Consider the following 21,557-nt stretch of genomic DNA (forward strand, 5'->3'; position numbering starts at 1 on the left):
GCAAACGACGTTTCTCTTGGCTGTCTTTTCGAAGAATGGGGCGCGTCGGATGCTATTGCAACAGCGCCGATAGAAGCATTCCTATCCCCCCGACAAGGCCGCGTCCGCCGCCCGATCGACCGCATCGTGCAGCGCGGCGAGATCCGCATCGTCGATACAGTAAGGCGGCATCAGATAGACGGTGTTGCCCAGCGGGCGGAGCAGCACATTCGCCTCGCGAAAGACGGCCGACATGCGCGGGCCCGCCGCCGACAGATAATCGCCGTCGGGCACGGCGACTTCGGCGGCAACGATGGTGCCGGTACGGCGCACATTGTGAAAACGCGAGTCCGATACGAGGCGCGCGCGCCACGCCTCTTGCCGCTCGCACAGGCTGGCGACGCGTTCGCGGACCGGCTCCTCGCGCCAGATCGCCAGATTGGCGGCGGCGGCGGCGCAGGCGATCGGGTTGGCGGTATAGCTTGACGAATGGAAGAACATCCGCGCCTTGTCGGTCGAAAGATGCGCGTCGAAAATCGGCGCGGTCGCCATGGTGACGGCGAGCGGCATCGATCCGCCGGTCAGCCCTTTCGACAGGCACAGCAGGTCGGGGATCACATTGGCCTGTTCGCACGCAAGCAGCGTTCCGGTGCGGCCCCAGCCGGTCATCACTTCGTCGGCAATCAACAACACATCATGCGCGGCACAGATTTCCGCCATTTCCCACAGCATGTCCGGCCCGTACATCCGCATGCCGCCCGCGCCGAGGATCAGCGGTTCGACAATGAAGGCAGCGGGCTTTTCGGATGCGGTGCAGGCCGCTTCGAGTGCGTCGAGCGTCGCCTGTTCCGCCCCGGCGGCGGGAAAGGGGATGGTACCGACATCGAACAGCAGCGGCGCATAGCTGGCGCTGAATACGCCGCGCGCGCCGACCGACATGCCGCCGACCGTGTCGCCATGATAGCTCGATTCCATCACCAGGATGCGGTGGCGCGGCTCGCCGCGATTGGCCCAATAGCCAAGCGCCATTTTGAGCGCGACTTCGACGCTGGTGGAACCACTGTCGGAGAAGAAGACATGGGCGAGCGGCGCGGGCATGATTGCGCGCAGCCCCGCCGCGACCGTCTCTGCTGGTTCGTGCGTGAAACCGGCGAAGATGACCTGATCGAGCTTTTGTGCCTGCGCCGCGATCGCCGCCATGATGCGCGGGTGGCAATGACCGTGCGTCGTCACCCACCAGCTGGAAATGCCGTCGATGATGCGGCGGCCGTCGTCGGTAAAGACAGCGGCGCCCTCCCCGCGCACGACGCGCGGGATCGGCTCGCCCAGGCCGTGCTGGGTAAAGGGGTGCCAGACGGGCGAACTCACAGGCGCAACTCCGACAGGTCGAATCCTTCGGCAAAGGCGGGATGGAGCGTATCACAGGAAAGCCTGTCGAGATGCGGGAGTCGCCCGAGGCGCCGGACCTGACCGATCGCGCAGATCGTCCGTTCGGTATCGGGCATCGCATCGCCGACAAAGGCGATGCCGGCGATCGGTACGTTGCGGGCGCGCAGCGCCTCGATCGACAACAGGCTGTGGTTGATCGTGCCCAGCGCAGTGCGCGCGACCAGCACCACCGGCGCACGCCATTGCGCGAACATATCGGCATAGAGCAACGGTTCGGAAAGCGGCACCAGCACGCCGCCTGCCCCTTCGATCACCAGCAGGCCGTCATGGCCGGGCGGAGTCAGCCTGGCGGGGCTGATCAGCACGCCTTCCTCCGCTGCGGCGAAATGCGGCGAGGCGGGAAGTTTCAGGCGATATGCCTCCGGATAGGCGCGATCTTCGGGCAGGCGCGCGAGGCGGATCACTGCTTCGCGGTCGGTTTCGTCTTCGAGCCCCGCCTGCACCGGCTTCCAATAGCCGGCGTCGAGCGCGTGGACGAGCGCAGCGGCGATCACGGTCTTGCCGATGCCGGTATCGGTGCCGGTCACGATCAGCGCGCGGCTCATACGAGACTCTCCAGCGCGGTGGCGAGTGCGTCGATATCCTTCACGCGCGCATTGCGGGTCAGCGAGATGCGCAACCGTGCGGTCCCCTGCGGTACGGTAGGCGGGCGGATCGCGCGGACGTCGAACCCCTGTGCCTGCAGCGCATCGGCCATGGCGACGGCGCGGGCATTGTCGCCGACATGGCGCAGCAATATCTGGCTGCCCGTCGCGGGAACGCCGACGGGGCCGAGCCGTGCCCGGGCATGGGCGATCAGCGCGTGGAGTTCGGCGCGATATTCGGGATGATCGGACAGCGAGCGGATCGCGGCCCGGGCGATTGCCGCCATCAGCGGCGAGGATGCCGTTGAAAAGATGAACGGCCGGGCGCGGTTGACCATGAAATCGGCGAGCAGGCGCGGCATGCCGAGCAGCGCGCCTTCGCATCCCAAAGCCTTGCCCAGCGTGCGCAGGACGATGCGGTTGTCGGCGGACGGCAGATCGGCGGACAGCCCCCGCCCCTGAGGCCCCCACACGCCGGTCGCATGTGCCTCATCGACCACCAGCATCGCTTCGTGGCGATCCGCCAGCGCGGCGAAATCGGCGAGCGGCGTCTTGTCGCCATCCATCGAATAGAGGCTTTCCACTGCGATCCAGACGCGGCCGGTGCCGCCGCCGGCGCGCCAGTCGGCGATCACTGCGTCGAATCCATCGACCTGTTGATGCGGCGCGGCGCGATATTCGGCGCGGCCCAGCCGCATCCCGTCATGGACGCTGGCATGGATCAGCGCGTCATGGACGATCAGGTCGCCGCGCTGGGGCACTGTGGCGAAGAACGCCGTGTTCGCGGCGAATCCGCTCGAAAAGAACAGAGTCGCCTCGTCGCCGAAAAATGCCGACGCCTCTGCCTCGAGCGTTACGATCTCGGGATCGTTGCCGCGCAACAGCCGCGATCCACACGATCCGATCGGCACGCCGCGCGCCAGCGCTTGCGCCGCCGCTTCGCGCAACAAGGGCGCGTTGGCAAAACCGAGATAGTCGTTCGACGAAAAATCGACACCCCGGCGCGGGGTCAGCCGCCGCAGCGATCCGGAATCGGCAAGCGCGGCGAGATTGGTTTCATAGGGTGCGGACCATTGCATATCCCGGCGCGGTTAGCCGAGCGCCTGCGCGGAATCCAGAAAGCGGTTCTTTGTATCGCTGTTAGCCCGTCGGCTTGCTGCGCAGCAGGGCCGAGCGGAGGCATTCGCAGACGATTTCGTCGCGCTGGTTCCACAACTGGTGCTTCCAGGTGACGATGCCCTGCCCCGGTCGCGACTTTGACGGCCGAATTTCGGTGACTTCGCTGGTCGCGCGCAGCGTGTCGCCGATGAACACCGGCTTGGGCATCACCAGCTTGTCATAGCCAAGATTGGCGACGAGCGTGCCGAGCGTGGTGTCGCCGACGCTGAGCCCGACCATCAGCGAGAACGTGAAGGTGCCGTTGACGAGAATCTGCCCGAACTCGCTCGCCTTTGCTGCTTCGGCGTCGAGGTGCAGCGGCTGGGGATTATGCGTCATCGTCGTGAAGAGGAGATTGTCGGTCTCCGTCACGGTACGGCGGATTTCGTGGTCGATCCTGTCGCCCACTGCCCATTCGTCGAAAAAACGTCCGGCCATAGCTTCTCTCCCCAGATTTCCGTTCGTGGCCCGAAACACCGTTGCGAAATACCCCATGCCCTTCGATACGCCGCTTCGACAAGCTCAGCGGTTACGCAGGGCGAACGGAGGGTTTCGGACAATACCGGCCGCACGCACCGCGTCGAGATCGGGCATGCCGTTGACCGCCATCAGCAAGTCCGCCTCGGCAAGGATCGATTTGAGCACATGCGCGGCGCCATCGGCACCGCCCAGCGCGAGGCCATAGCAATAGGGCCGCCCGATGCCCACCGCCGCAGCGCCCATTGCCAGCGCCTTCACCACATCGGTGCCCGAGCGCACGCCTGAATCGAACAGCACCGGCGTGTCTGCGGCAGCCTTCACGACGTCTGGCAGCATATCGATCGCCGCGATCCCGCCATTGGCCTGGCGCCCGCCATGGTTGGAGCAATAAATCCCGTCGACGCCCGCATCGACAGCACGACGCGCATCGTCGGGATGGCAAATGCCCTTGAGCAGGATCGGCAGGCTGGTGAGGCTGCGCAACCAGGGCAGGTCGTCCCAGGTCAGCACCTTGCCGAACAGGCCGACCCACAGCATCACCGCCGCCTGCACATCCTCCGCCGGGTCCTTGCCGAGCAATTGCCGGAACACCGGATCACTGGTGTAATTGGCAAGCACATGGCCGCGCAGCTGCGGGAAATTGCCGGTGTTGAGGTCGCGCGGGCGCCAGCCGGTCACCCAGGTGTCGAGCGTGACCACAATCGCCTTCGCCCCCGCCTTTTCGGCGCGAGCGACAAGGCTGGCGGCAAGATCGGGGTTTTTCGGCGTGTAGAGTTGATACAGCGCAGGCGTGTCGCCGCAGGCCGCGAAGACATCCTCCATCGGATCGTTCATCAGCGTCGACCCGATAAACGGCACGCCAGTCTGCGCCGATGCCTGTGCGGCGGCGAGATCGCCATGCCCATCATCGGTGCAGATGCCGGTGACGCCGATCGGCGCCATGAAGATCGGCGATGGCAATCGCATCCCGAACAGGTCGATCGACAAGTCGCGGCTGGCGCAATCGACCAGCATGCGCGGCACCATGCCCCAATGCGCAAAGGCCGATGCATTGGCGTCCTGCGTCGCTTCGTCGCCGCATCCGCCCATCACATAGTCGCGGACATTGTCGGGCATCGCCTGCGCCGCCCGCGCCTCCAGCGTGGCGAAATCGACCGGCAGATCGGGTGTCTTTCCGCTCAGTCCGGCGAAATAGATCGCGTTCTGATAATCGCCATAATGCGGCATCCGGAGCTCTCCTGAACTTTTTTCTTGCCCGCCACTGAGCCTAATAATCGTATCGTCATGCTGAATTCGTTTCAGCATCCACCGCGCAACAGCGAAGGTCGGTCGGGAGGAAAAGTGGACCCTGAAACAAGTTCAGGGTGACGAAGCCTGATTGACCGCCTGCTGATTTTCAATCCTCCAGCTTGAGCTTGAAGCCGTAATGGCTGCGGACCCAGCCCATTTTTTCGTAGAAGCGATGCGCGTCGGCCCGGCTCGTCATCGACATCAGCTGGACCATGCGACAGCCGCGCGCGCGGCATTGTTCGACGGCCCATTCGATCATCGCGGTACCATGGCCGCCGCCGCGCACATTGCTGGCGATGCGCACAGCCTCGATCTGGCCGCGCCATGCACCGCGAAAGGCGATGCCGGGGATGAAGGTCAGCTGCATCGTGCCGATCATCGCGCCGTCCAGTTCGGCGACGATCAGCCGTTGATCGGCGCTGGCGTCGATATCGGCGAAGGCTGCTTCGTAGCGCGGGTCGAGCGGCAGGCTGGGGTCTTCACGCCCGGCGCTGTTCACATCATCGGCGAGCATCGCGATGATGGCGGGCAGATCGGCGAGCGTCGCGTCGCGAAAATTCAGGCTCATTCGCCCTTCTCCACTTGCACCAGCAGCGTCCCTTCGCTCACCTGACTGCCGGTTTCGACATTGAGTTCGGCGATCGTGCCGTCGAACGGCGCGGTCAGGCTATGCTCCATCTTCATCGCTTCGAGCGTGACGAGCTTTTGCCCCGCCGTCACATTGTCGCCCGTCGCAACGTCGACCGCGATCACCTTGCCCGGCATCGGCGCAAGGATCGCGCCGTCGCCCGCAGCGCCTGCCCCGCCGCCATCGTGCCGCGCGGGGGCGAAGCGATAGGGCTGGCCGCCGTCGAACAGCAGCAGCGCGTCCTGGCCGGGAATTTCGGCGACTTCGACCAGCCAGCCGTCATCATCGTCGCCGCCGCCTTCCATCGGCACGATGCGGGTTTCGCCGGGGCCAGCCAGTTGCAGCTCGCGACGCGGCGCGGCGTTGAGGCGGAAGCCGCCATAGCCCTGCCAGGGCGACGGGTCGGTACGCTGTTCCTCGGCGCGCTCGACCAGGTTGATCGCGGCCGCATGCCAGAAGCTCTCGGGCGGCTGCGCGGGCGGGATCAGCGCGTCGCCGGCGTCGGCGATGAAGCCGGTCGTCATCGCGCCGCGCTGAAACACGTCGCTGTCGAGGCAGCGTGTCAGGAAACCGGCATTGGTCTTGACCGGCCAGACATGGCTTTTGGTCAGCATCAGCTTCATGTCGTCGATGACGTCGCCGCGATCATAGCCATGGACGATCAGCTTCGCGATCATCGGATCATAATAGGGCGACACGCTGTCCCCCTGCTCCACCCCGGTTTCGACGCGGAAGATGGTGCCTTCGCCTTGGTAGAGATCGAGCAGGTCGAGCCGCCCGGTGCTCGGCAAAAAGCCGGTCGCGGGATCTTCGGCATAAAGCCGCGCTTCCATCGCACACCCACGGATTTCAAGCGCGTCCTGCGCCCTGGGCAGTTTCTCGCCTGACGCGACGCGCAATTGCCATTCGACCAGATCGACGCCGGTAATCTCTTCGGTCACCGGATGTTCGACCTGCAGCCGGGTATTCATTTCCATGAACCAGATGCGATCGGCGCGCAGCCCTTCGCTGGCGTCGGCGATGAATTCGATCGTCCCCGCCCCGACATAATCGACGGCCTTGGCGGCGCGGACGGCGGCGGCACAGAGCTGCTCGCGAGTCGCCTCGTCCATCCCCGGCGCGGGTGCTTCCTCGATCACTTTCTGGTGGCGCCGCTGGAGCGAGCAATCGCGTTCGAACAGGTGGACGACATTGCCATGGGTGTCGCCGAATATCTGCACTTCGATATGGCGCGGCGAGAGGATGTATTTTTCGATCAGCACGCGATCGTCGCCGAAGGAGGACGCAGCCTCGCGCTTGCAGCTTTCGAGCGCGTCGCGGAAGTCCGCAGAGGCATCGACGCGGCGCATCCCCTTGCCGCCGCCGCCCGCCACTGCCTTGATCAGTACCGGATAGCCTATCTGATCGGCCTGCTGGCGCAGATGTTCCGGTTCCTGATTGTCGCCGAGATAGCCGGGCGTGGTGGGCACGCCGGCATCCTGCATCAGTTTTTTTGCGGCATCCTTGAGGCCCATCGCGCGGATCGAGGATGGCGTCGCGCCGACCCAGATCAGTCCGGCATCGGCCACCGCCTGCGCGAAATCGGCATTTTCGGAGAGGAAGCCATAGCCGGGATGGATCGCCTGCGCCCCGGTCTGCTTCGCCGCCGCAATGATCTTTTCGCCGACCAGATAGCTTTCGCGCGCCGCCGCCGGGCCAATATGCACCGCTTCGTCCGCCATGCGGACATGGCGCGCATTGGCGTCGGCATCCGAATAGACCGCGACGGTGCGAATGCCCATGGCGCGCGCGGTGTCGATCACACGGCAGGCGATTTCGCCGCGATTGGCGATGAGGAGCGATGCGATCATCCGCCACCCCCGCCGAAGTTCAGGAAGTTTAGGCTACGTCCCCCCTCTTTCGCCTTCCCCGAACGCTTTGCATTGCGGGGAGTGCCATCGGCGATGGTGGCATGACAGGCCATGGGGGCATGTTTAGACACGGATATCCTACATTTAAAGCAGCTACGGATGCCTCTCCGGAAATCCGTGACGCGCATGCAGCGCCGCGAGCAGCGCTTCGATATCATTGGCGAAGCCGCCCTCGGCAAAGGCGAGCGCGGGGCAATTCTGGTTTTCCTCGCCCAGCATGGCGACCACCGGCCCGCGCGGGCGCGGCCAGGCGACGCGGACGACGTCGATATTCGCGGCGCGATCGGGAAAGGCGGCGAGCAGCCCCTCCACGGTCATGCAATCCTTGCAGTAGAAATGCCGTTCGCCGCCAAGCGCCGGATCGGCCCAGTCGTTATCGAGCAGGAACAGCGTGTCGCGGCTCATTGCCCGCAATCATCCTTGCGCGTGGAAAAGGTCAGATCGGCGATCTTCCATTTGTCGTCCTTTCGGACGAGGCTGAAATGATCGACTCCGCAATGGCTGAACTGGCCAGCGATTTTGAAGGTGTAGAACCCCCAGACCATCGCGATATCGCCATCGATCTCGACTGCCGGATTGGGCATCGCTTCCTGCAGCCCCTGCGGCGCGCCCGCCAGCCCGTCAAGCCATTGGCTGAAAGCCAGGCGGCTGACCTGGCGTTCGCCATTGGGCAGCGCATCGGCAACGGTGATCATCGCCCCGTCGAGGATATAGGGCCGGATCAGTTCGGCATCATGCGCGGCGATCCCGGCGAACAGGGCATCGACCGGTTCGAGCACGGCGCGATAGGTAGCCTGAGGCGCATCGATCTGCGCGGGCGGCAGGCCGCTATCCTGCGCGAAGGCGGGTGTCGCGAGGAGAAGAAGGGGGAGAAGGGAACGGAGCATCTCGATTCCTAGCCTGATTGTGGACTGGAGCATCGGCTCCAATGCATTGAATTTACGTGAATTTGACTACCAAATAGACCACAGCAACAGCCGCCATCGCGGATGGAGGGCCCCATCGCACGATAAACCGCTGAAGCGGATTGTTGCGTGCCTGCTTATCAAGGTGGGTGAGCAATTCCTCGCGGGCGTAATAGATCGCATCCTCACGGATCCACCTTTCCTGCAGGATAAGATCAAGAGCATCGGAGACAGCCTGCTTGATCGCGTCGACATCTTCGCTTCGCTTGAGCAGATCAAAAACAATCACCCGACGCTGGCTGTCGAACCGTGCTTGCAGGTTTTGCATTTGGGTCCGGCGAGTGGTTGAGAGATAGCCGGAATATTCCTGCAGTTCGGCGGCAACGATCAACAAATCACGCAGGGCTTCGCTGTGATCCGAGGGCAAGGTGCTCATTTTCATCACATCCGAAACACGCCGAACGCCGGGCGTTCGGGGATTGGTGCCTGTAGCGACGCGGCGAGCGCCAGCCCCACGCCCAGGCCATAGAGCACGGCAAAAATCACGAACTGAAACAAGGTGACGATTGCGATCTGATTACTGTCGGCAATGTTGAACATTGCCGCCGACACCAGGATCGAGACGAAAGCGCCGACCAGAAGGATGATCCAGTTCTGCCAGCCGAATGATTTCGATACCCGCCCATAGGCCAGTATCGCGATGTACACCGCGATCCCCAACATTGCCCGCACCCCGGTAAAGATCAGCATCGGGATCGTCCCCGGGTCAGATGATGTCAACTTGAAATCCAACTGGATCGGGTGCCGACATGGGTGTAGTACCGACATCAACCACTCAGGAGGATTTGCATGTCCCGCAACAAGCTGTTCGTGTTGCTCGCCAGCACGGCGCTCACCTTTTCCGCTCCGATCCCGGCAATGGCGCAACAGGCGCCCGCCGCCGAGGCGACCAGCACGGCGAGCGATTCCGGCATCAACCTTGCCGCGATGGATCGCAGCGTGAAGCCGGGCGACGATTTCTACGATTATGCCAATGGCAACTGGATGCGCACGACCGTGATCCCGGCCGACCGGTCGAGCGTGGGATCGTTCCTGATCGCATATAACAAGACGCAGGCCGAAACCGCCCAGTTGATCCACGATATCGTCGCGTCGGATCCGGCCCCGGACACCGATGCAGGGCGTATTGCCAATTATTACAGCGCCTATCTCAACACCGATGCGATCAACGCCGCCGGCATGACGCCGATCCGGGCCGATCTCGACCGGTTTGCCGCGATCGACAGCAAACAGGCGCTTTCCGCCGTGCTGGGATCGCAGATGCGCGCCGATGTCGATCCGCTCAACGCGACCAATTACTGGACCGAAAATCTGTTCGGGATTTTCGTGAGCCAGGGGCTTTCGACGCCAGGCGAAACGCTTCCCTATATCCTGCAGGGCGGGCTCGGCCTGCCCGAGCGCGAATATTATCTGTCGCACGATACGCAGATGGTCGAACTGCGCGATGCCTATCGCGCCTATATCGAACAGATTTTCACGCTCGCCGGATATGACGATGCCGCGGCGCGCGCGCAGCGTGTGTTCGATCTGGAAACCAAAATCGCCAAGGCGCATGTGACACGCGAACAGGCGGAGAATTTCGCCGGTTCCTCGGGCGTGTGGACGCGCGAGGAATTGATCGCCAAGGCGCCCGGTATCGATTGGGACGCGCTGCTTTCAGCCGCGTCGCTTGGCGATCAGGATCGCTTCGCCGCCTATTCGGGCGAAGCCATCCCGGCGCTTGCCGCGCTGGTCGCCAGCGAACCGCTCGACGCCTGGAAGGACTGGCTCGCCTTTCACCAGATCAATGGCCACGCCAGTGTGTTGCCGAGCAGCTTCGACGATGCGCGCTTTGCCTTTTACGGCACGACCCTGTCGGGCACCCCGCAGCAGCAGCCGCGCGAAAAGCGCGCGCTGAGCGCAGTCAGCGGCGCGCTGGGCGATGCGGTCGGCCAGGCCTATGTCGAACGCTATTTCCCGGCATCGGCCAAGGCCGAGGTTCAGGCGATGGTCGACAATATCAAGGCCGCCTTCGTCCACCGGATCGAAGGGCTCGACTGGATGGCGGACAGCACCAAGGCCGAGGCGATCCGCAAGGTCCAGTCGATCGTCGTCGGCGTCGGCTATCCCGAAAGCTGGCGCGATTACAGCGACCTGACGATCAGCCCGACCAATGCCTATGCCAATGCGATCGCTGCCGGGCAGCATGAATATGCGGTTCAGCTCGCCAAGATCGGCAAGCCGGTCGACCGCGCCGAATGGTGGATGACGCCGCAGACGGTGAATGCAGTCAATCTGCCGGTGCAGAACGCACTGAATTTCCCCGCCGCGATCCTGCAACCGCCCTTTTTCGATCCCAATGCCGATGCGGCGTATAATTACGGCGCGATCGGCGCGGTCATCGGGCATGAGATCAGCCACAGCTTCGACAATAACGGCGCCGATTTCGATGCCACCGGCGCGCTGCGCAACTGGTGGACCGATGCCGATCTGGCGCGGTTCGACGAACAGGGCCAGGCGCTGGCGGCGCAGTTCGACACCTATCGCCCCTTCCCCGATCTGGCAATCAACGGGAAGCTGACGCTGGGCGAGAATATCGCCGATGTCGCGGGGCTGGCGGCGGCCTATGACGCCTATCACGCGTCGCTGGGCGGCAAGGCTGCGCCGGTGATGGACGGGCTGACCGGCGATCAGCGTTTCTTCATCGCGTTCGACCAGACCTGGGCGACCAAGACGCGCGACGCGGCGCTGCGTGGTCAGGTCGCGACCGACGGCCATGCGCCGGGCCAGTATCGCGCGCTCACCGTGCGCAATATCGACGCCTGGTATGACGCGTTCGACGTGCAGCCGGGCGATGCGCTCTATCTGCCGCCCGAACAGCGCGTCAAAGTGTGGTAACAACGAAAAAGGGAGCGGTATCACACCGCGCCCTTTTTTCCTCAACCGCGAAGCCGTGCTGTCCAGGCACGCCGATGGCGGGGCACAGGTCGCGGGGGGACCAGTCCTGCTGATCGATGCGGGCTGCCAGTGGGGCTATGCGGTCATTTGCAAAACGCGCCATCGTCTCGCGGATCATGTCGGCGGCCTCGCCGAGCGCGAAAACCGAGATTCATTCGGTCTCTCCTTGCGGCCCCTCTGCTATCGCAAGGGCAACAAGCGAACCGAATGGGGCAGTCAGAACAGGAGGATTGCGATCATCGCCCAGAAGGCCAGCGACAGCGCCACCGCAATCACAAGTCCGATGGCAGCCGGGGGGCTATCCTCCGCAATCGGGGCACCGTGAAAATCAAGCCTGTCCATCGTGACCCACTCCTTGCGATTATTCGATCTGTCGTCGAAATCCCTTTCGCTGCGAATTGCGATGTGCCTTTGGCATATCCCGAACACGCTGTGACATCTTAACGCAACAAAAGGGGAAAGTCTCCTTCATCTTGCCTGTGCATGGCGAAATTTTACGATGCCATCACTGTTCTTTTGCTGCACTTGCGAACAACGCTGGCAACACTGGCGCGCGAGGGGAAGAAACTTCCAGAAAACCAATATGCCCCGGAATCGGCGCCGGTGTTGCGGCGCAACGAGGGGGCATCGCGATCGCGGCGCGCCGGACCCGATTAAGGCCGCGTAGATCGCGATCTGGCTCAGCCCTCCGCCGATGCCAGCAACTGGCGCGCGCGCGAAAGATGCGGCCGATCGAGCATGCCGCCCTTATATCCGATCGTTCCGGCACCGGGATTGGCTTCGAACAGTGCGACGATTTCCCGCGCCGCTGCCAGTTCCTCTGCCGTCGGCGTGAACGCGGCGTTGATCACCGGCACCTGAGCCGGGTGAATCGCCAGCATCCCGCGATATCCGTCGCGCCGGACGCGCGTGGCGCGCGCCTTGAGTGTTTCCAGATCGCGGAAATCGCCCTGGATCGTCTCGATCGCCGCGACCCCGGCCGCCGACGCACCGAGCAGGCACAGGCTGCGCGCGAGTTCATAGGTGAAACCATAGCTGCCGTCGGGATTGCAGTTCTCGCTCGCGCCGATCGAATCGGCCAGATCCTCCGCCCCCCAGCTCATCGCCACCAGTCGCGGCGCGCCGGCATAATCGCCGGTGGTGAACATCGCGCCCGCCGTTTCGGTGACGAGCGCGATCACGCGAGTCGACCCGATCGCGAGGTCCGAAGCCGCTTCGAAGGCCGAGAGATAATGGTCGAGCAACTCGACATCGTGCCGGCCCCGCGCCTTTGGCAGCATGATCCCGCCGGGGCGACCGGGCATCACGGCGGCAAGATCGGTAAGCGCCTCGGGCCCGTCGAGCGGATTGATCCGCACCCAGAACCGTTCGCGCCCGGCATCCGCCTTGTCCAGAAACGCGCGCACCATCCGCCGGGCGGCGGGCTTTTCATCGGGCGCGACGGCATCCTCCAGATCGAACAGCGCGATATCCGCGTCGCTGTTAGCGGCCTTTTCCATCTTTCGTTCGCTGTCGCCCGGCGCGAACAGCCAGGATCGCATTTTCAGCGGTTCCAATTCGTGCATCCCGCCTCTCCCTGCATATATGGCACGCCCTTGCGGGCCGCAAAATTCGTGACAGCATGCCATTGCGTGAAATAGGCGCGCAAAGTCAAAAGAGTCGGGAGGAAGAAATGCAGGGCGGCGAACCGCACCGCGGGCCATTGGCGGGAATCCGGGTCATCGACCTTACCAGCACGGTGATGGGGCCCTATGCCACCCAGATGATGGCCGATATGGGCGCCGACGTCATCAAGGTCGAATCGCCCGAAGGCGATGTGATGCGCTGGGTCTCGGTGGGGCCCGAAGAGGGTCTGGGCGGCGTCTTCGTCAATATCAATCGCGGCAAGCGCGCCATCGTGCTCGACCTGCGGCAGCAAGCCGACAAGGACATACTCAACCGGCTGATCGCCACTGCCGATATCTTCATCCATTCGATGCGCGCGCGCGCGATTGCCCGGCTGGGGTTGGATTATGACGCGGTCCGCGCGATCCGGCCCGACATCGTCTATACCAATTGCTACGGTTATCGCCGCGGCGGCCCCTATGCCGACAAGCCAGCCTATGACGATACGATTCAGGCCGAATGCGGGCTGGTCGCGACACAGCGGATGATCAACGGCGATGCCGAATTCGTCGGCACGATCATGGCTGACAAGGTTGCCGGGCTGACTGCGCTCAATGCGACGATGACGGCATTGTTCCATCGCGAGAGGACCGGCGAGGGGCAGGAAATCGAAATCGGCATGTTCGAAACCATGACGGCGTTCATGATGGTCGAACATGCCAATGGGACCGTGTTCGATCCGCCGCTGGGCAAGGCCCATTATCCCCGCGTGGTATCGCCGCACCGCCGCCCCTATCGGACCAGGGACGGGCATGTCGCGGCGCTGATCTATAACGACAAGCATTGGGCCGCGTTCGTCGATGCGGTACAGCCCGAATGGGCCGGGCCGGACCTGGCGACGCTGGCGCAGCGCGCGAAGCAAATCGACCATGTCTATGCGCGGCTGGCCGAGACCTTTCTTGAGCGGACGACTGCCGAATGGCTCGACCTGCTCGGGAAGCTCCATGTTCCGGCAGCGCCGATCCGCACGCCCGACGAATTGCTGAACGATCCGCATCTGGAGGCGGTCGGCTTTTACGAGGAAATCGACTCCTCCTATGGCCGGTTGCGCTTTCCGGGCACGCCCGCGCGTTTCTCCGCCTCACCCGCCAGCGTTGCCGGGCCGGCGCCGCGGCTTGGCGAGCATCAGGCCGAGATTCTTGCCGAGCTCGACGCGGGAATTAGCGCCCCTCAGGGATAATCGGGCAGCGGATCGCGGATCGGCGGCGGCGGATCGTTCGACGCGGCAACCGATCCCGGATGGATTTCGATCAGCCGCTGCACGACCGGCGGCTGGCCGCGATGCAGCGCCATGATCCGGTCGAGATTGGCGGCATCGGCATGGGTTCGCCGATAATTGTGGCGGACATAGTCGAGCCAGGTCGACACCTGATAGCTTTCGATCCACAGCCTCGGCTGGGCAAGATCGCGCGAAAGCGACCAGCGGCGCGCGCCGTCGCGGCGGCGAATGCGTCGCCGCTCCGCCATCGCCGCCAGAAACAGGTCGATATCCGCCGGATCGATTTCATAGGTCAGCGCGATCGTCAGCGGGCCGCTGCGGCTTTCGATCGGCACCTGCGTGCTCGGTTCGCTCCAGCGGCGCAGCGGATCGAGATTGAGGTGGTCGATATCGGGGATGCGGATGAAATAGCCCAGAACCAGCCCGACAAGCTGTAATGCCGCCGCAGCGAGCAACGCGGTGCGCGTGCCGTGGCTCGCCGCGATCATCCCGAAGATCCAGGCGCCGAACGCCAGCCCGCCAAATGCCGCCGTCTGATAGGTGGCGATGGCGCGTGCCACCACCCAGCGCGGCGAGGCGAGCTGGATCGTTGCGTTGAGCGCCGCCATCGCCATCATCCAGCCACCGCCGGCCAGCGCAAGCACTGGCGCCGCCGCCAGCGGCGTGGTGCTGAACGCCACGCCCGCCACGCCCAGCGCGACCGCCACACCCGCCGCGCCCACCAGCCGTTGCGGCGCGAACCGATGGCGCAACCGCGCACCGAGCAGCGCCCCGCCCACTGCCCCCACGCCAAAGGCGCCGAGCAATATGCCGTATGTCACTGCCCCGCCCTGCATCAGATCGCGCGCGACGAGCGGGAGGAGCGCGGATATCGCGCTTGCCCCGGCAGCGAAGAAGACCGATCGGATCAGCACACGGACCAGGTCCGGCGACATCGCGACATAGCGCACGCCGCTCGCCACCGCGCTGCCGATCCGTTCGGGCGGCAATTCGGCAGGCGCAGGGTCGGTTTTCCAGCGCAACAGCACGACGATCAGGCCGATATAGCTGACGCAATTGGCCAGAAACGCCGCCGAGGCATTGGCGACGGCGACAATCGCGCCGCCGACCGCGGGGCCGGCACTGCGCGCGATGTTGAACGCAACGCTGTTATAGGAGACCGCGGCGGACAGCGCCTGTTTGGGGACCATGTCGCCGACCGATGCCTGCCAGGCCGGGCTGTTCAGCGCCATGCCGCACCCGATCAGGAACGTCATCGCGAGCAGCAGCAGCGGCGTCATCAGGTGAAGCGCAGTCAGCACCGACAGCACGAGCGACACCGTCAGCATGAAGAATTGCGCCGCCAGCATCACCTTGCGGCGATCGAAATTGTCGGCGATCGCGCCCGCCGCCAGCGCGAGCAGCATCACCGGCAAGGTCACCGAAGCCTGAACCAGCGCGACCATGGTACGCGACTGGGCAAGTTCGGTCATCAGCCAGGCGGCACCGACCGACTGAATGATATAGCCGAAATTGGAAACCAGATTGGCGGTCCAGATCGACCGAAAGATCGGCACCGCGAAGGGTGATGCTGATTCCACATCGGCGGTGCGCGCATCGGGACCGGGTTCGGCTGCCATCGCCCGCTCCCGGTTCAGCGGCCGCGACGGCGGCACAATGCCGCCGCGCATGCCCGCCGCCGGTTATTTGTCGGCGGCGATACTGTCCCAATCCTCATTCGAGCGGTGGACGAGATATGCATAGATCGCCTCTGCATCTTCCTGCGACAGCACGTCCCCGAAACTCGCCATGCCTTTTTCGCGCCGTGCGCCATGAAGCACGATATCGTAAAATTCGGAACGGGTATCGGGCGACATCAGGCGAAGATCCTTAATCCCGCCCAAAGCGCGTTCACCATGGCAGGTCGAGCAATGTTGCGCGAACAATTGTTCGCCGCGCGCGATCACCTCTGCGCCGGCGCCCGTTTCCTCGGGCCGGACCAGTTCATTGCCCGCACCCGCGACTGCCGGAAGGCTTGCCGAACCGCCGAGCTTGAACACCAGCAACCGCGGCGAAGGCGATAGCGGGAAGCCGAGCGACTTGACCGACGTCGAATGGGCCAGCCCCCCGCCCCATCCGGCGTTGACCGCGATATATTGCTCGCCATCGACGGTGTAGCTGATCGGCGCTGCGATCGGCACTTGCTGCACCGGCATTTCCCAGAGCAAATCGCCGGTATCGGCGGCATAGGCCGCCAGCGTGCCGCGCACCGTCCCCTGGAACACGATATTGCCGCCGGTGACCAGGATGCCGCCGCTGCCGCGCACCGGATAGGGCACGCGCCAGCGTTCAGTCTGCGACACCGGGTCCCAGGCGGTCAGCCACGCCTTGTTATGTTTGGCCGCATATTCGGTGGCGGCGGCGCGGCTGAGATCATAGCCGGTGGTCGAAATCCCGAGCTGGCCCATCATCCCCGGAGTCTGCTGAAAGTCCGGGTTGAGCGAATAGGCCATGTACATTTCGGTGACCGGAAAATAGGCGAGCCCGGTCTTGGGGCTATAGGCCATCGGGTTCCAGTTATGCCCGCCCCCGGGCCCCGGCGTCAGGATCACCGGCACCGGCCCGTAACGCGCTTCAGGATTCACATTGGGACGCCCGGTTTCCATGTCGATGCCGGTCGTCCAGCTGACCGGAACGAAGTTGTTGGCCGAAATCAGTTCGCCGGTCGCCCGATCGATCACATAGAAATAGCCGTTTTTCGGCGCCTGCATCAGCACCTTGCGCTCGCGCCCGTCGATCGTCAGGTCGGCAAGGATCATCGACTGGGTGGCGGTGTAATCCCATTCGTCGCCCGGCACCGTCTGGTAATGCCAGACATAGTCGCCGGTATCGGCCTTCAGCGCGACGATCGAGGAGAGGAACAGATTGTCGCCGCCGCCCGGGCTGCGATATTGGAGCGGCCAGGGACCACCATTGCCGACGCCGATATAGACGAGGTCGAGTTCGGGGTCATAAACGATCGAATCCCACACGGTGCCGCCGCCGCCGCGTTTCCACCATTCGCCGTTCCAGGTCTTTGCGGCCATATCCAGCCCGGAATTTTCCTGCGGCTTCGACGGATCGCCGGGCACGGTGTAGAAACGCCAGAGCTTGTCGCCACTTTCGGCATCATAAGCCGTGACATAGCCGCGCGCGGCGCCCTCTGCGCCGCCATTGCCGATCACCACCTTGCCATCGAACACGCGCGGCGCGCCGGTGATGGTATAGGGCCAGACCGGGTCGAAGGTATTGACGCTCCATACCGGCGTACCGGTCTTCGCATCGAGCGCGATCAGCCGCCCGTCGAGCGTGGCGATATAGATATTGCCCTTCCACGCGGCGAGCCCGCGCGTAACGATATCGCAGCACGCATCGCGCCCCTTTTCGCGATCGACCTGGGGGTCATAGCGCCACAATTCCTCGCCCGTCTTTGCGTCATAGGCGACGGTGACGTTCCACGGTTCGATATTATAGAGGACGCCGTCGATCATCAGCGGCGATGCTTCGACCCCGCGATCGACTGCGATATCGGCGTACCAGGCGAGACCCAGGTCGGTGACATTGCCGGCGTTGATCTGATCGAGCGGGCTATAGCGTTGCTCGCCATAGGTGCGGCCCGGGCCCATCCACTGGCCCGGTTCGCCATCGGCGGCGGTCATCCGCGCCTGATCGACATTTGCGGGCACTGTCTGCGCCTGCACGAGCGCAGCGCCGCCCAGCATCGCCAATGCCGCCAGCGCGGTGCGCAACCGAATAACCGCCATTCCGGACTCCCCTCAATCGACCCGTTATTTCGCGTTCGTTTATCAGCCTGTATGATATCTTAGGTCAGGCATCGGGCGAGTCAACGAACCCTGTCGAAGCCGCCACTTCGCCGGCGATGATGCGGCGATGGAGCCGCATCAGGTCGCGGCGATTGCCGACGCCCAGCTTGCCATAAGCGCGCCGCCGATAGGTCACGACGCTGCCATGCGACAGATGCTTGCGATGCGCGATTTCATCCTGGGTTTCGCCCAGGATCATCGCCGCCGAAATCTCTGCCTCGCGCGTGCTGAGCCCGCAATGCAGCGTCATCAACGCCTGGGCGACCGCCGCTTCGCTGAGCTGCGATGCAACCAGCGAGTCGCGCCCGCAATGCCGCTCCACCGCCGCCATCAGGATGCCGGCATAGCATTCGAGCCGTTCGATATCGGCAGTCGAAAAACTGTCGTTCCGGGCGGTACGATAGCCATTGGCGACAAAGGCCGGATGGCCGGGCCAGAAAATCGACAACCGCTCGCGCACCCCAGCACGTTCGTAACAGGCGGCGCGATAGGCCGGATCGGCGATGTCCGCCGCGCGCTTGCGCACCAATACCGGCTTTCGCGAGCGCGAACGGGCAAGCCGCGCGATTTCCGCATCGGACCGCCAATAGGCACGCGCATATTCGAGCGAAGCCCGCATCGGAAAACCCGGATCGTCCGCTTCGCCCGCCGCGAACAGCAGCGTCACCGTCGCATCGCCTTCGCGGCGGAACACCGAGCAAAGCTCGACGGCGGCGATCGCCCGCATCGCCTTCAGGAAATGCTGGGGAAAGGCCGCGCTGCCGATCGCGGCAACCAGCCCCGCCAGCGACGCGGCGATCGCCGCCGCATCCGCGCCGCCCGGGCCCGAAGGATCGGCTGGCGCGCCGGCCATTATGCCAACAGGCCCTTGCGCCTGCTCCAGTCGATCACGGCATCGATACACTGGGCGAGCAATTCGGGCTGGCCGAGATAATAATGCGTCGCGCCGACCAGCCGGACATATTCCTTGTCCGGCGTCGCCAGCGCGTCGCGGATCGTGGGATTATGCGTGGCGGGCACGGCTTCATCGGCAGTGTTTTCGATCTGCAGCACCGGCGTGTCGTGAATGCGCGCGGCATTCATCGGCCCCTTGGCATTCGACTTGTCATAGCTCCACTGGCTCAGCCACGAACGCAGCGTCGTGAACCGCGCCAGCCCCACCGGGCCCACATTCACGGCGCGCGGATCGCCCATATAGGTCCAGCCCGGCCGGCGTTCCGACGGATCGACGGCCGGATCGAGCCAGCGCACGTCGCACATGGTACGGTGCACGACGAACGCCTTTTCCTGTTCGGGCGTGTCCAATGCCTGCAGCCGCGCCAGTTCGCTTTCCGCCCAGGCGGTGATCCGCCGGTTGCGAGCGCGCTGTGCCTCGCGAAAGCGCGCGACGAATTCGGCGTCATAGGGCGGCTGATGCGGGCAATCGGGCGAATAGATATCGAACTCCGGATCGCGATCGTCGGGATCCAGTTCGTTGCGGACCGACGGGTCGAGCCACTCGGTCAGCGTCTCGGCGCGCGAAAGATGCGCGGCGATGAAGATCACACCGTCCGCCGGTTGCAGCCCCGCCCTGGTCAGATCGACCGGATCGCCCGCCGGCGTTTGCGTAACGCTGGGGTTTTCGGCCTGCGCCTGATAGAAAAGCGACAGCGAGCCGCCGCCCGACCAGCCGACAAGCACGACTTTTTCATAGCCCAGCGTGTCGCAGGCATAGGCAATCCATTTGCCCAGATCGATCGCCACCTTTTCGAAGATCAGCGCCGTGTCGTTGCGCGGATAGCGGCTGGCGGCGCAGAGCACATCGAGCCCGGCATCGGCGAGCGCGGTGGGCATCGGCAACAGATGCAGCACCGATGTCGGGTGCATGAAGACATAGACCGTCTTCGACGTGGAATCGGGGCTGCGCATCAGCTGCCCCTCCAGATTCACATGACCCGAATTGCCCGCAAACCCATAGGTTTCGGTGAATTTGGGATTGTCCTTGAACGACACGATCAGCGGCGTTCGGGTCCATTCGGTACGGCTGGCGCTGGAAGGCATATCGTAATCGGCCCCTCAAGCCGCCGTATCGGCACGATCGACCAGCGTCACGCTGGTGGGATCGTAGCGGAACAGCCATTCATAGCGATCGACGACCTTTTCCGGCGCCCATTCCTGATCGACATAGGCCTGTGCATTGGCCGGATCGGCAAGCGCGGGATTGTGGAACCGTTCGGTATTCGCCGTCGCGCCGTTCACAGCGCGCGTTGCCCGCGGAACCCGCGTCGCTTCATAGCGCGTGAGCGCTTCCTCGATCGTGTCGAATTCCTCGAACGCACGCCCCAGGATACAGGCATCCTCGATCGCCATCACTGCGCCCTGCGCCAGAAACGGCAGCGTCGGATGGCACGCATCGCCCAGTAGAACGACGCGATTATTGACCCAGTTCTGCATCGGCGGCCGCGCGATCAGCGCCCATTTGAACGGCTGGGGGATCTTTTCGATATAGGCCTGCACTTCGGGGTGCCAGCCGGGATAATCGTCGTGATATTCCTGATTGGTGCCGGGGGTCGACCAGGATTCGATCTCCCAGTCGCGGCGCTCGACGACGCTGGTGAAGTTCATCAGCTCGCCGCGGCGGATCGGATAATGGATCACATGCCCGCCCGGGCCGACCCAGTTGACGCCCACCGGCTTCTGAAGCTCCCTGGGCAGCAACTCCATGGGAATGACGCCGCGCCATGCGACGATGCCGGTGAATTTGGCCGGGCCCGCGCCGAACAGCTGTTCGCGCATCTTCGAATGGACGCCATCGGCACCGACGGCGACATCGAACGTCGCCGAAGGCTGACCGTCGAACGCAAGCGTCACGCGGTCGTCATTGCGCTCGACCTCGGTGAACCGGTGGTTGAGGTGGATGGTGCCGGGCGCGATTGATTCAACCGCGCGGATCAGCAGCTGGTGCAGGTCATTGCGATGCACGGTGACATAGGGGAAACCGTAGCGCGCACGCGATTCGACGCCCAGGTCGAACAGCTTCCAGGTATCGCCGGTATTCCACAGGCGGATTTCCTTGCCCTCGGGCTCGAAACTGACTTCCATCAGTTCCTTTTCAAGACCCAGGCTGCACAGCACCCGGACGCCGTTGGGACTGATCTGCAGCCCCGCCCCCACTTCGCGCAGCTCGGCCGCCTGCTCATAGACCGACACGTCATACCCACGACGCAGCATGGCGATCGCAGTTGTCAGTCCCCCAATGCCGCCTCCGACGACGCCGATCCTCGGTTTGCTTTTCAAGACCAAGCCCTTTCGTTTCAGCTGGCATATTTCTGACGAACGACGTTCGTCAATATCAAATGTTCAAATGAGACGCGATCGATGCGGGGTGGCGCAGCGGCGCGCACGACATGCGTCGCCGAAACGCGCGCAGACGCCGGTCCGCCGCCGCTTGCCCGATGTCGAAACTGGTGCA

Annotated in this window: 20 protein-coding genes and 1 pseudogene; 2 read left to right on the top strand and 19 right to left on the bottom strand. The window is 64.1% G+C overall.

The genetic code is table 11. The features are described from left to right. Nucleotides 1-81 precede the first annotated feature (81 nt). The 11 genes from DKB74_RS05970 to DKB74_RS06020 all read right to left on the bottom strand — a co-directional run bounded on the left by DKB74_RS05970 (nt 82) and on the right by DKB74_RS06020 (nt 9,163). Nucleotides 82-1,347, bottom strand: coding sequence for an adenosylmethionine--8-amino-7-oxononanoate transaminase (locus tag DKB74_RS05970; protein WP_109807237.1), 1,266 nt, complete (start codon nt 1,345-1,347; stop codon nt 82-84). Further along, on the bottom strand, nt 1,344-1,973 hold the full coding sequence (gene bioD / locus DKB74_RS05975) for a dethiobiotin synthase (protein WP_109807238.1): 630 nt from the start codon (nt 1,971-1,973) through the stop codon (nt 1,344-1,346). The genes DKB74_RS05970 and bioD overlap by 4 nt, the downstream gene beginning before the upstream one ends. Further along, entirely contained in the window at nt 1,970-3,091 is a 1,122-nt protein-coding gene (locus tag DKB74_RS05980) for an 8-amino-7-oxononanoate synthase (RefSeq protein WP_109807239.1), read from the bottom strand. Before DKB74_RS05980 ends, bioD begins: the two co-directional genes overlap by 4 nt. A gap of 61 nt (nt 3,092-3,152) precedes the next feature. Further along, a complete protein-coding gene (locus tag DKB74_RS05985) occupies nt 3,153-3,608 on the bottom strand; it encodes a MaoC family dehydratase (RefSeq protein WP_109807240.1) in 456 nt (151 codons plus the stop codon). A gap of 84 nt (nt 3,609-3,692) precedes the next feature. After that, nucleotides 3,693-4,877, bottom strand: a complete 1,185-nt coding sequence (locus DKB74_RS05990; protein WP_109807241.1) for an alpha-hydroxy-acid oxidizing protein — start codon at nt 4,875-4,877, stop codon at nt 3,693-3,695. A gap of 169 nt (nt 4,878-5,046) precedes the next feature. Next, a complete protein-coding gene (locus DKB74_RS05995; RefSeq protein WP_109807242.1) occupies nt 5,047-5,508 on the bottom strand; it encodes a GNAT family N-acetyltransferase in 462 nt (153 codons plus the stop codon). Beyond that, complete coding sequence (locus DKB74_RS06000; protein ID WP_109807243.1) at nt 5,505-7,418, bottom strand: acetyl/propionyl/methylcrotonyl-CoA carboxylase subunit alpha; 1,914 nt, start codon at nt 7,416-7,418, stop codon at nt 5,505-5,507. Before DKB74_RS06000 ends, DKB74_RS05995 begins: the two co-directional genes overlap by 4 nt. 153 nt (nt 7,419-7,571) lie before the next feature. After that, nucleotides 7,572-7,883 carry a DUF3088 family protein gene (locus DKB74_RS06005; protein WP_161956808.1) on the bottom strand — a complete coding sequence of 104 codons (312 nt, stop codon included), beginning with the start codon at nt 7,881-7,883 and terminating at the stop codon, nt 7,572-7,574. Then, nucleotides 7,880-8,365 (bottom strand): nuclear transport factor 2 family protein, encoded by a 486-nt coding sequence (locus DKB74_RS06010; protein WP_161956809.1) that lies wholly within the window; start codon nt 8,363-8,365, stop codon nt 7,880-7,882. The genes DKB74_RS06005 and DKB74_RS06010 overlap by 4 nt, the downstream gene beginning before the upstream one ends. Nucleotides 8,366-8,417: 52 nt before the next feature. Continuing rightward, entirely contained in the window at nt 8,418-8,819 is a 402-nt protein-coding gene (locus DKB74_RS06015; RefSeq protein WP_145960910.1) for a hypothetical protein, read from the bottom strand. Nucleotides 8,820-8,824: 5 nt separating this feature from the next. Further along, nucleotides 8,825-9,163, bottom strand: coding sequence for a hypothetical protein (locus tag DKB74_RS06020; protein ID WP_145960911.1), 339 nt, complete (start codon nt 9,161-9,163; stop codon nt 8,825-8,827). A gap of 69 nt (nt 9,164-9,232) precedes the next feature. Here DKB74_RS06020 and DKB74_RS06025 point away from each other — a divergent pair, with 69 nt between their 5' ends. Next, nucleotides 9,233-11,320: a M13 family metallopeptidase gene (locus tag DKB74_RS06025; RefSeq protein WP_109807248.1), complete on the top strand. Its 2,088-nt coding sequence runs from the start codon at nt 9,233-9,235 to the stop codon at nt 11,318-11,320. A gap of 37 nt (nt 11,321-11,357) precedes the next feature. Here the strand turns inward: DKB74_RS06025 and DKB74_RS18970 are convergent. From DKB74_RS18970 to DKB74_RS06040, 3 genes and pseudogenes are all read right to left on the bottom strand, one after another. After that, nucleotides 11,358-11,498, bottom strand: a pseudogene (locus DKB74_RS18970) (acyl-CoA dehydrogenase family protein); the annotation flags it as partial. Nucleotides 11,499-11,596: 98 nt separating this feature from the next. Next, a complete protein-coding gene (locus tag DKB74_RS19070; RefSeq protein WP_275658160.1) occupies nt 11,597-11,722 on the bottom strand; it encodes a hypothetical protein in 126 nt (41 codons plus the stop codon). A 338-nt stretch (nt 11,723-12,060) separates the two neighbouring features. Continuing rightward, complete coding sequence (locus DKB74_RS06040; protein WP_109807251.1) at nt 12,061-12,945, bottom strand: HpcH/HpaI aldolase/citrate lyase family protein; 885 nt, start codon at nt 12,943-12,945, stop codon at nt 12,061-12,063. A gap of 107 nt (nt 12,946-13,052) precedes the next feature. Between DKB74_RS06040 and DKB74_RS06045 the strand changes: the two genes are divergently transcribed. Further along, nucleotides 13,053-14,225, top strand: a complete 1,173-nt coding sequence (locus DKB74_RS06045; protein ID WP_109807252.1) for a CaiB/BaiF CoA transferase family protein — start codon at nt 13,053-13,055, stop codon at nt 14,223-14,225. Here DKB74_RS06045 and DKB74_RS06050 read toward each other — a convergent pair. From DKB74_RS06050 to DKB74_RS06070, 5 genes are all read right to left on the bottom strand, one after another. Then, complete coding sequence (locus DKB74_RS06050; protein ID WP_109807662.1) at nt 14,216-15,883, bottom strand: MFS transporter; 1,668 nt, start codon at nt 15,881-15,883, stop codon at nt 14,216-14,218. The genes DKB74_RS06045 and DKB74_RS06050 overlap by 10 nt on opposite strands. A gap of 63 nt (nt 15,884-15,946) precedes the next feature. Then, on the bottom strand, nt 15,947-18,046 hold the full coding sequence (locus DKB74_RS06055; RefSeq protein ID WP_109807253.1) for a PQQ-dependent dehydrogenase, methanol/ethanol family: 2,100 nt from the start codon (nt 18,044-18,046) through the stop codon (nt 15,947-15,949). 64 nt (nt 18,047-18,110) lie between these two features. Further along, nucleotides 18,111-18,959, bottom strand: coding sequence for a helix-turn-helix transcriptional regulator (locus DKB74_RS06060; protein ID WP_109807254.1), 849 nt, complete (start codon nt 18,957-18,959; stop codon nt 18,111-18,113). Then, nucleotides 18,959-20,146, bottom strand: a complete 1,188-nt coding sequence (locus DKB74_RS06065; protein WP_109807255.1) for an alpha/beta fold hydrolase — start codon at nt 20,144-20,146, stop codon at nt 18,959-18,961. Before DKB74_RS06065 ends, DKB74_RS06060 begins: the two co-directional genes overlap by 1 nt. A 15-nt stretch (nt 20,147-20,161) precedes the next feature. Continuing rightward, nucleotides 20,162-21,382 (bottom strand): FAD-dependent monooxygenase, encoded by a 1,221-nt coding sequence (locus tag DKB74_RS06070; RefSeq protein WP_205007842.1) that lies wholly within the window; start codon nt 21,380-21,382, stop codon nt 20,162-20,164. Between the last annotated feature and the right edge of the window lie 175 nt (nt 21,383-21,557).

This window comes from Stakelama portus, from assembly GCF_003171655.1.
Taxonomy (GTDB): domain Bacteria; phylum Pseudomonadota; class Alphaproteobacteria; order Sphingomonadales; family Sphingomonadaceae; genus Sphingomonas; species Sphingomonas portus.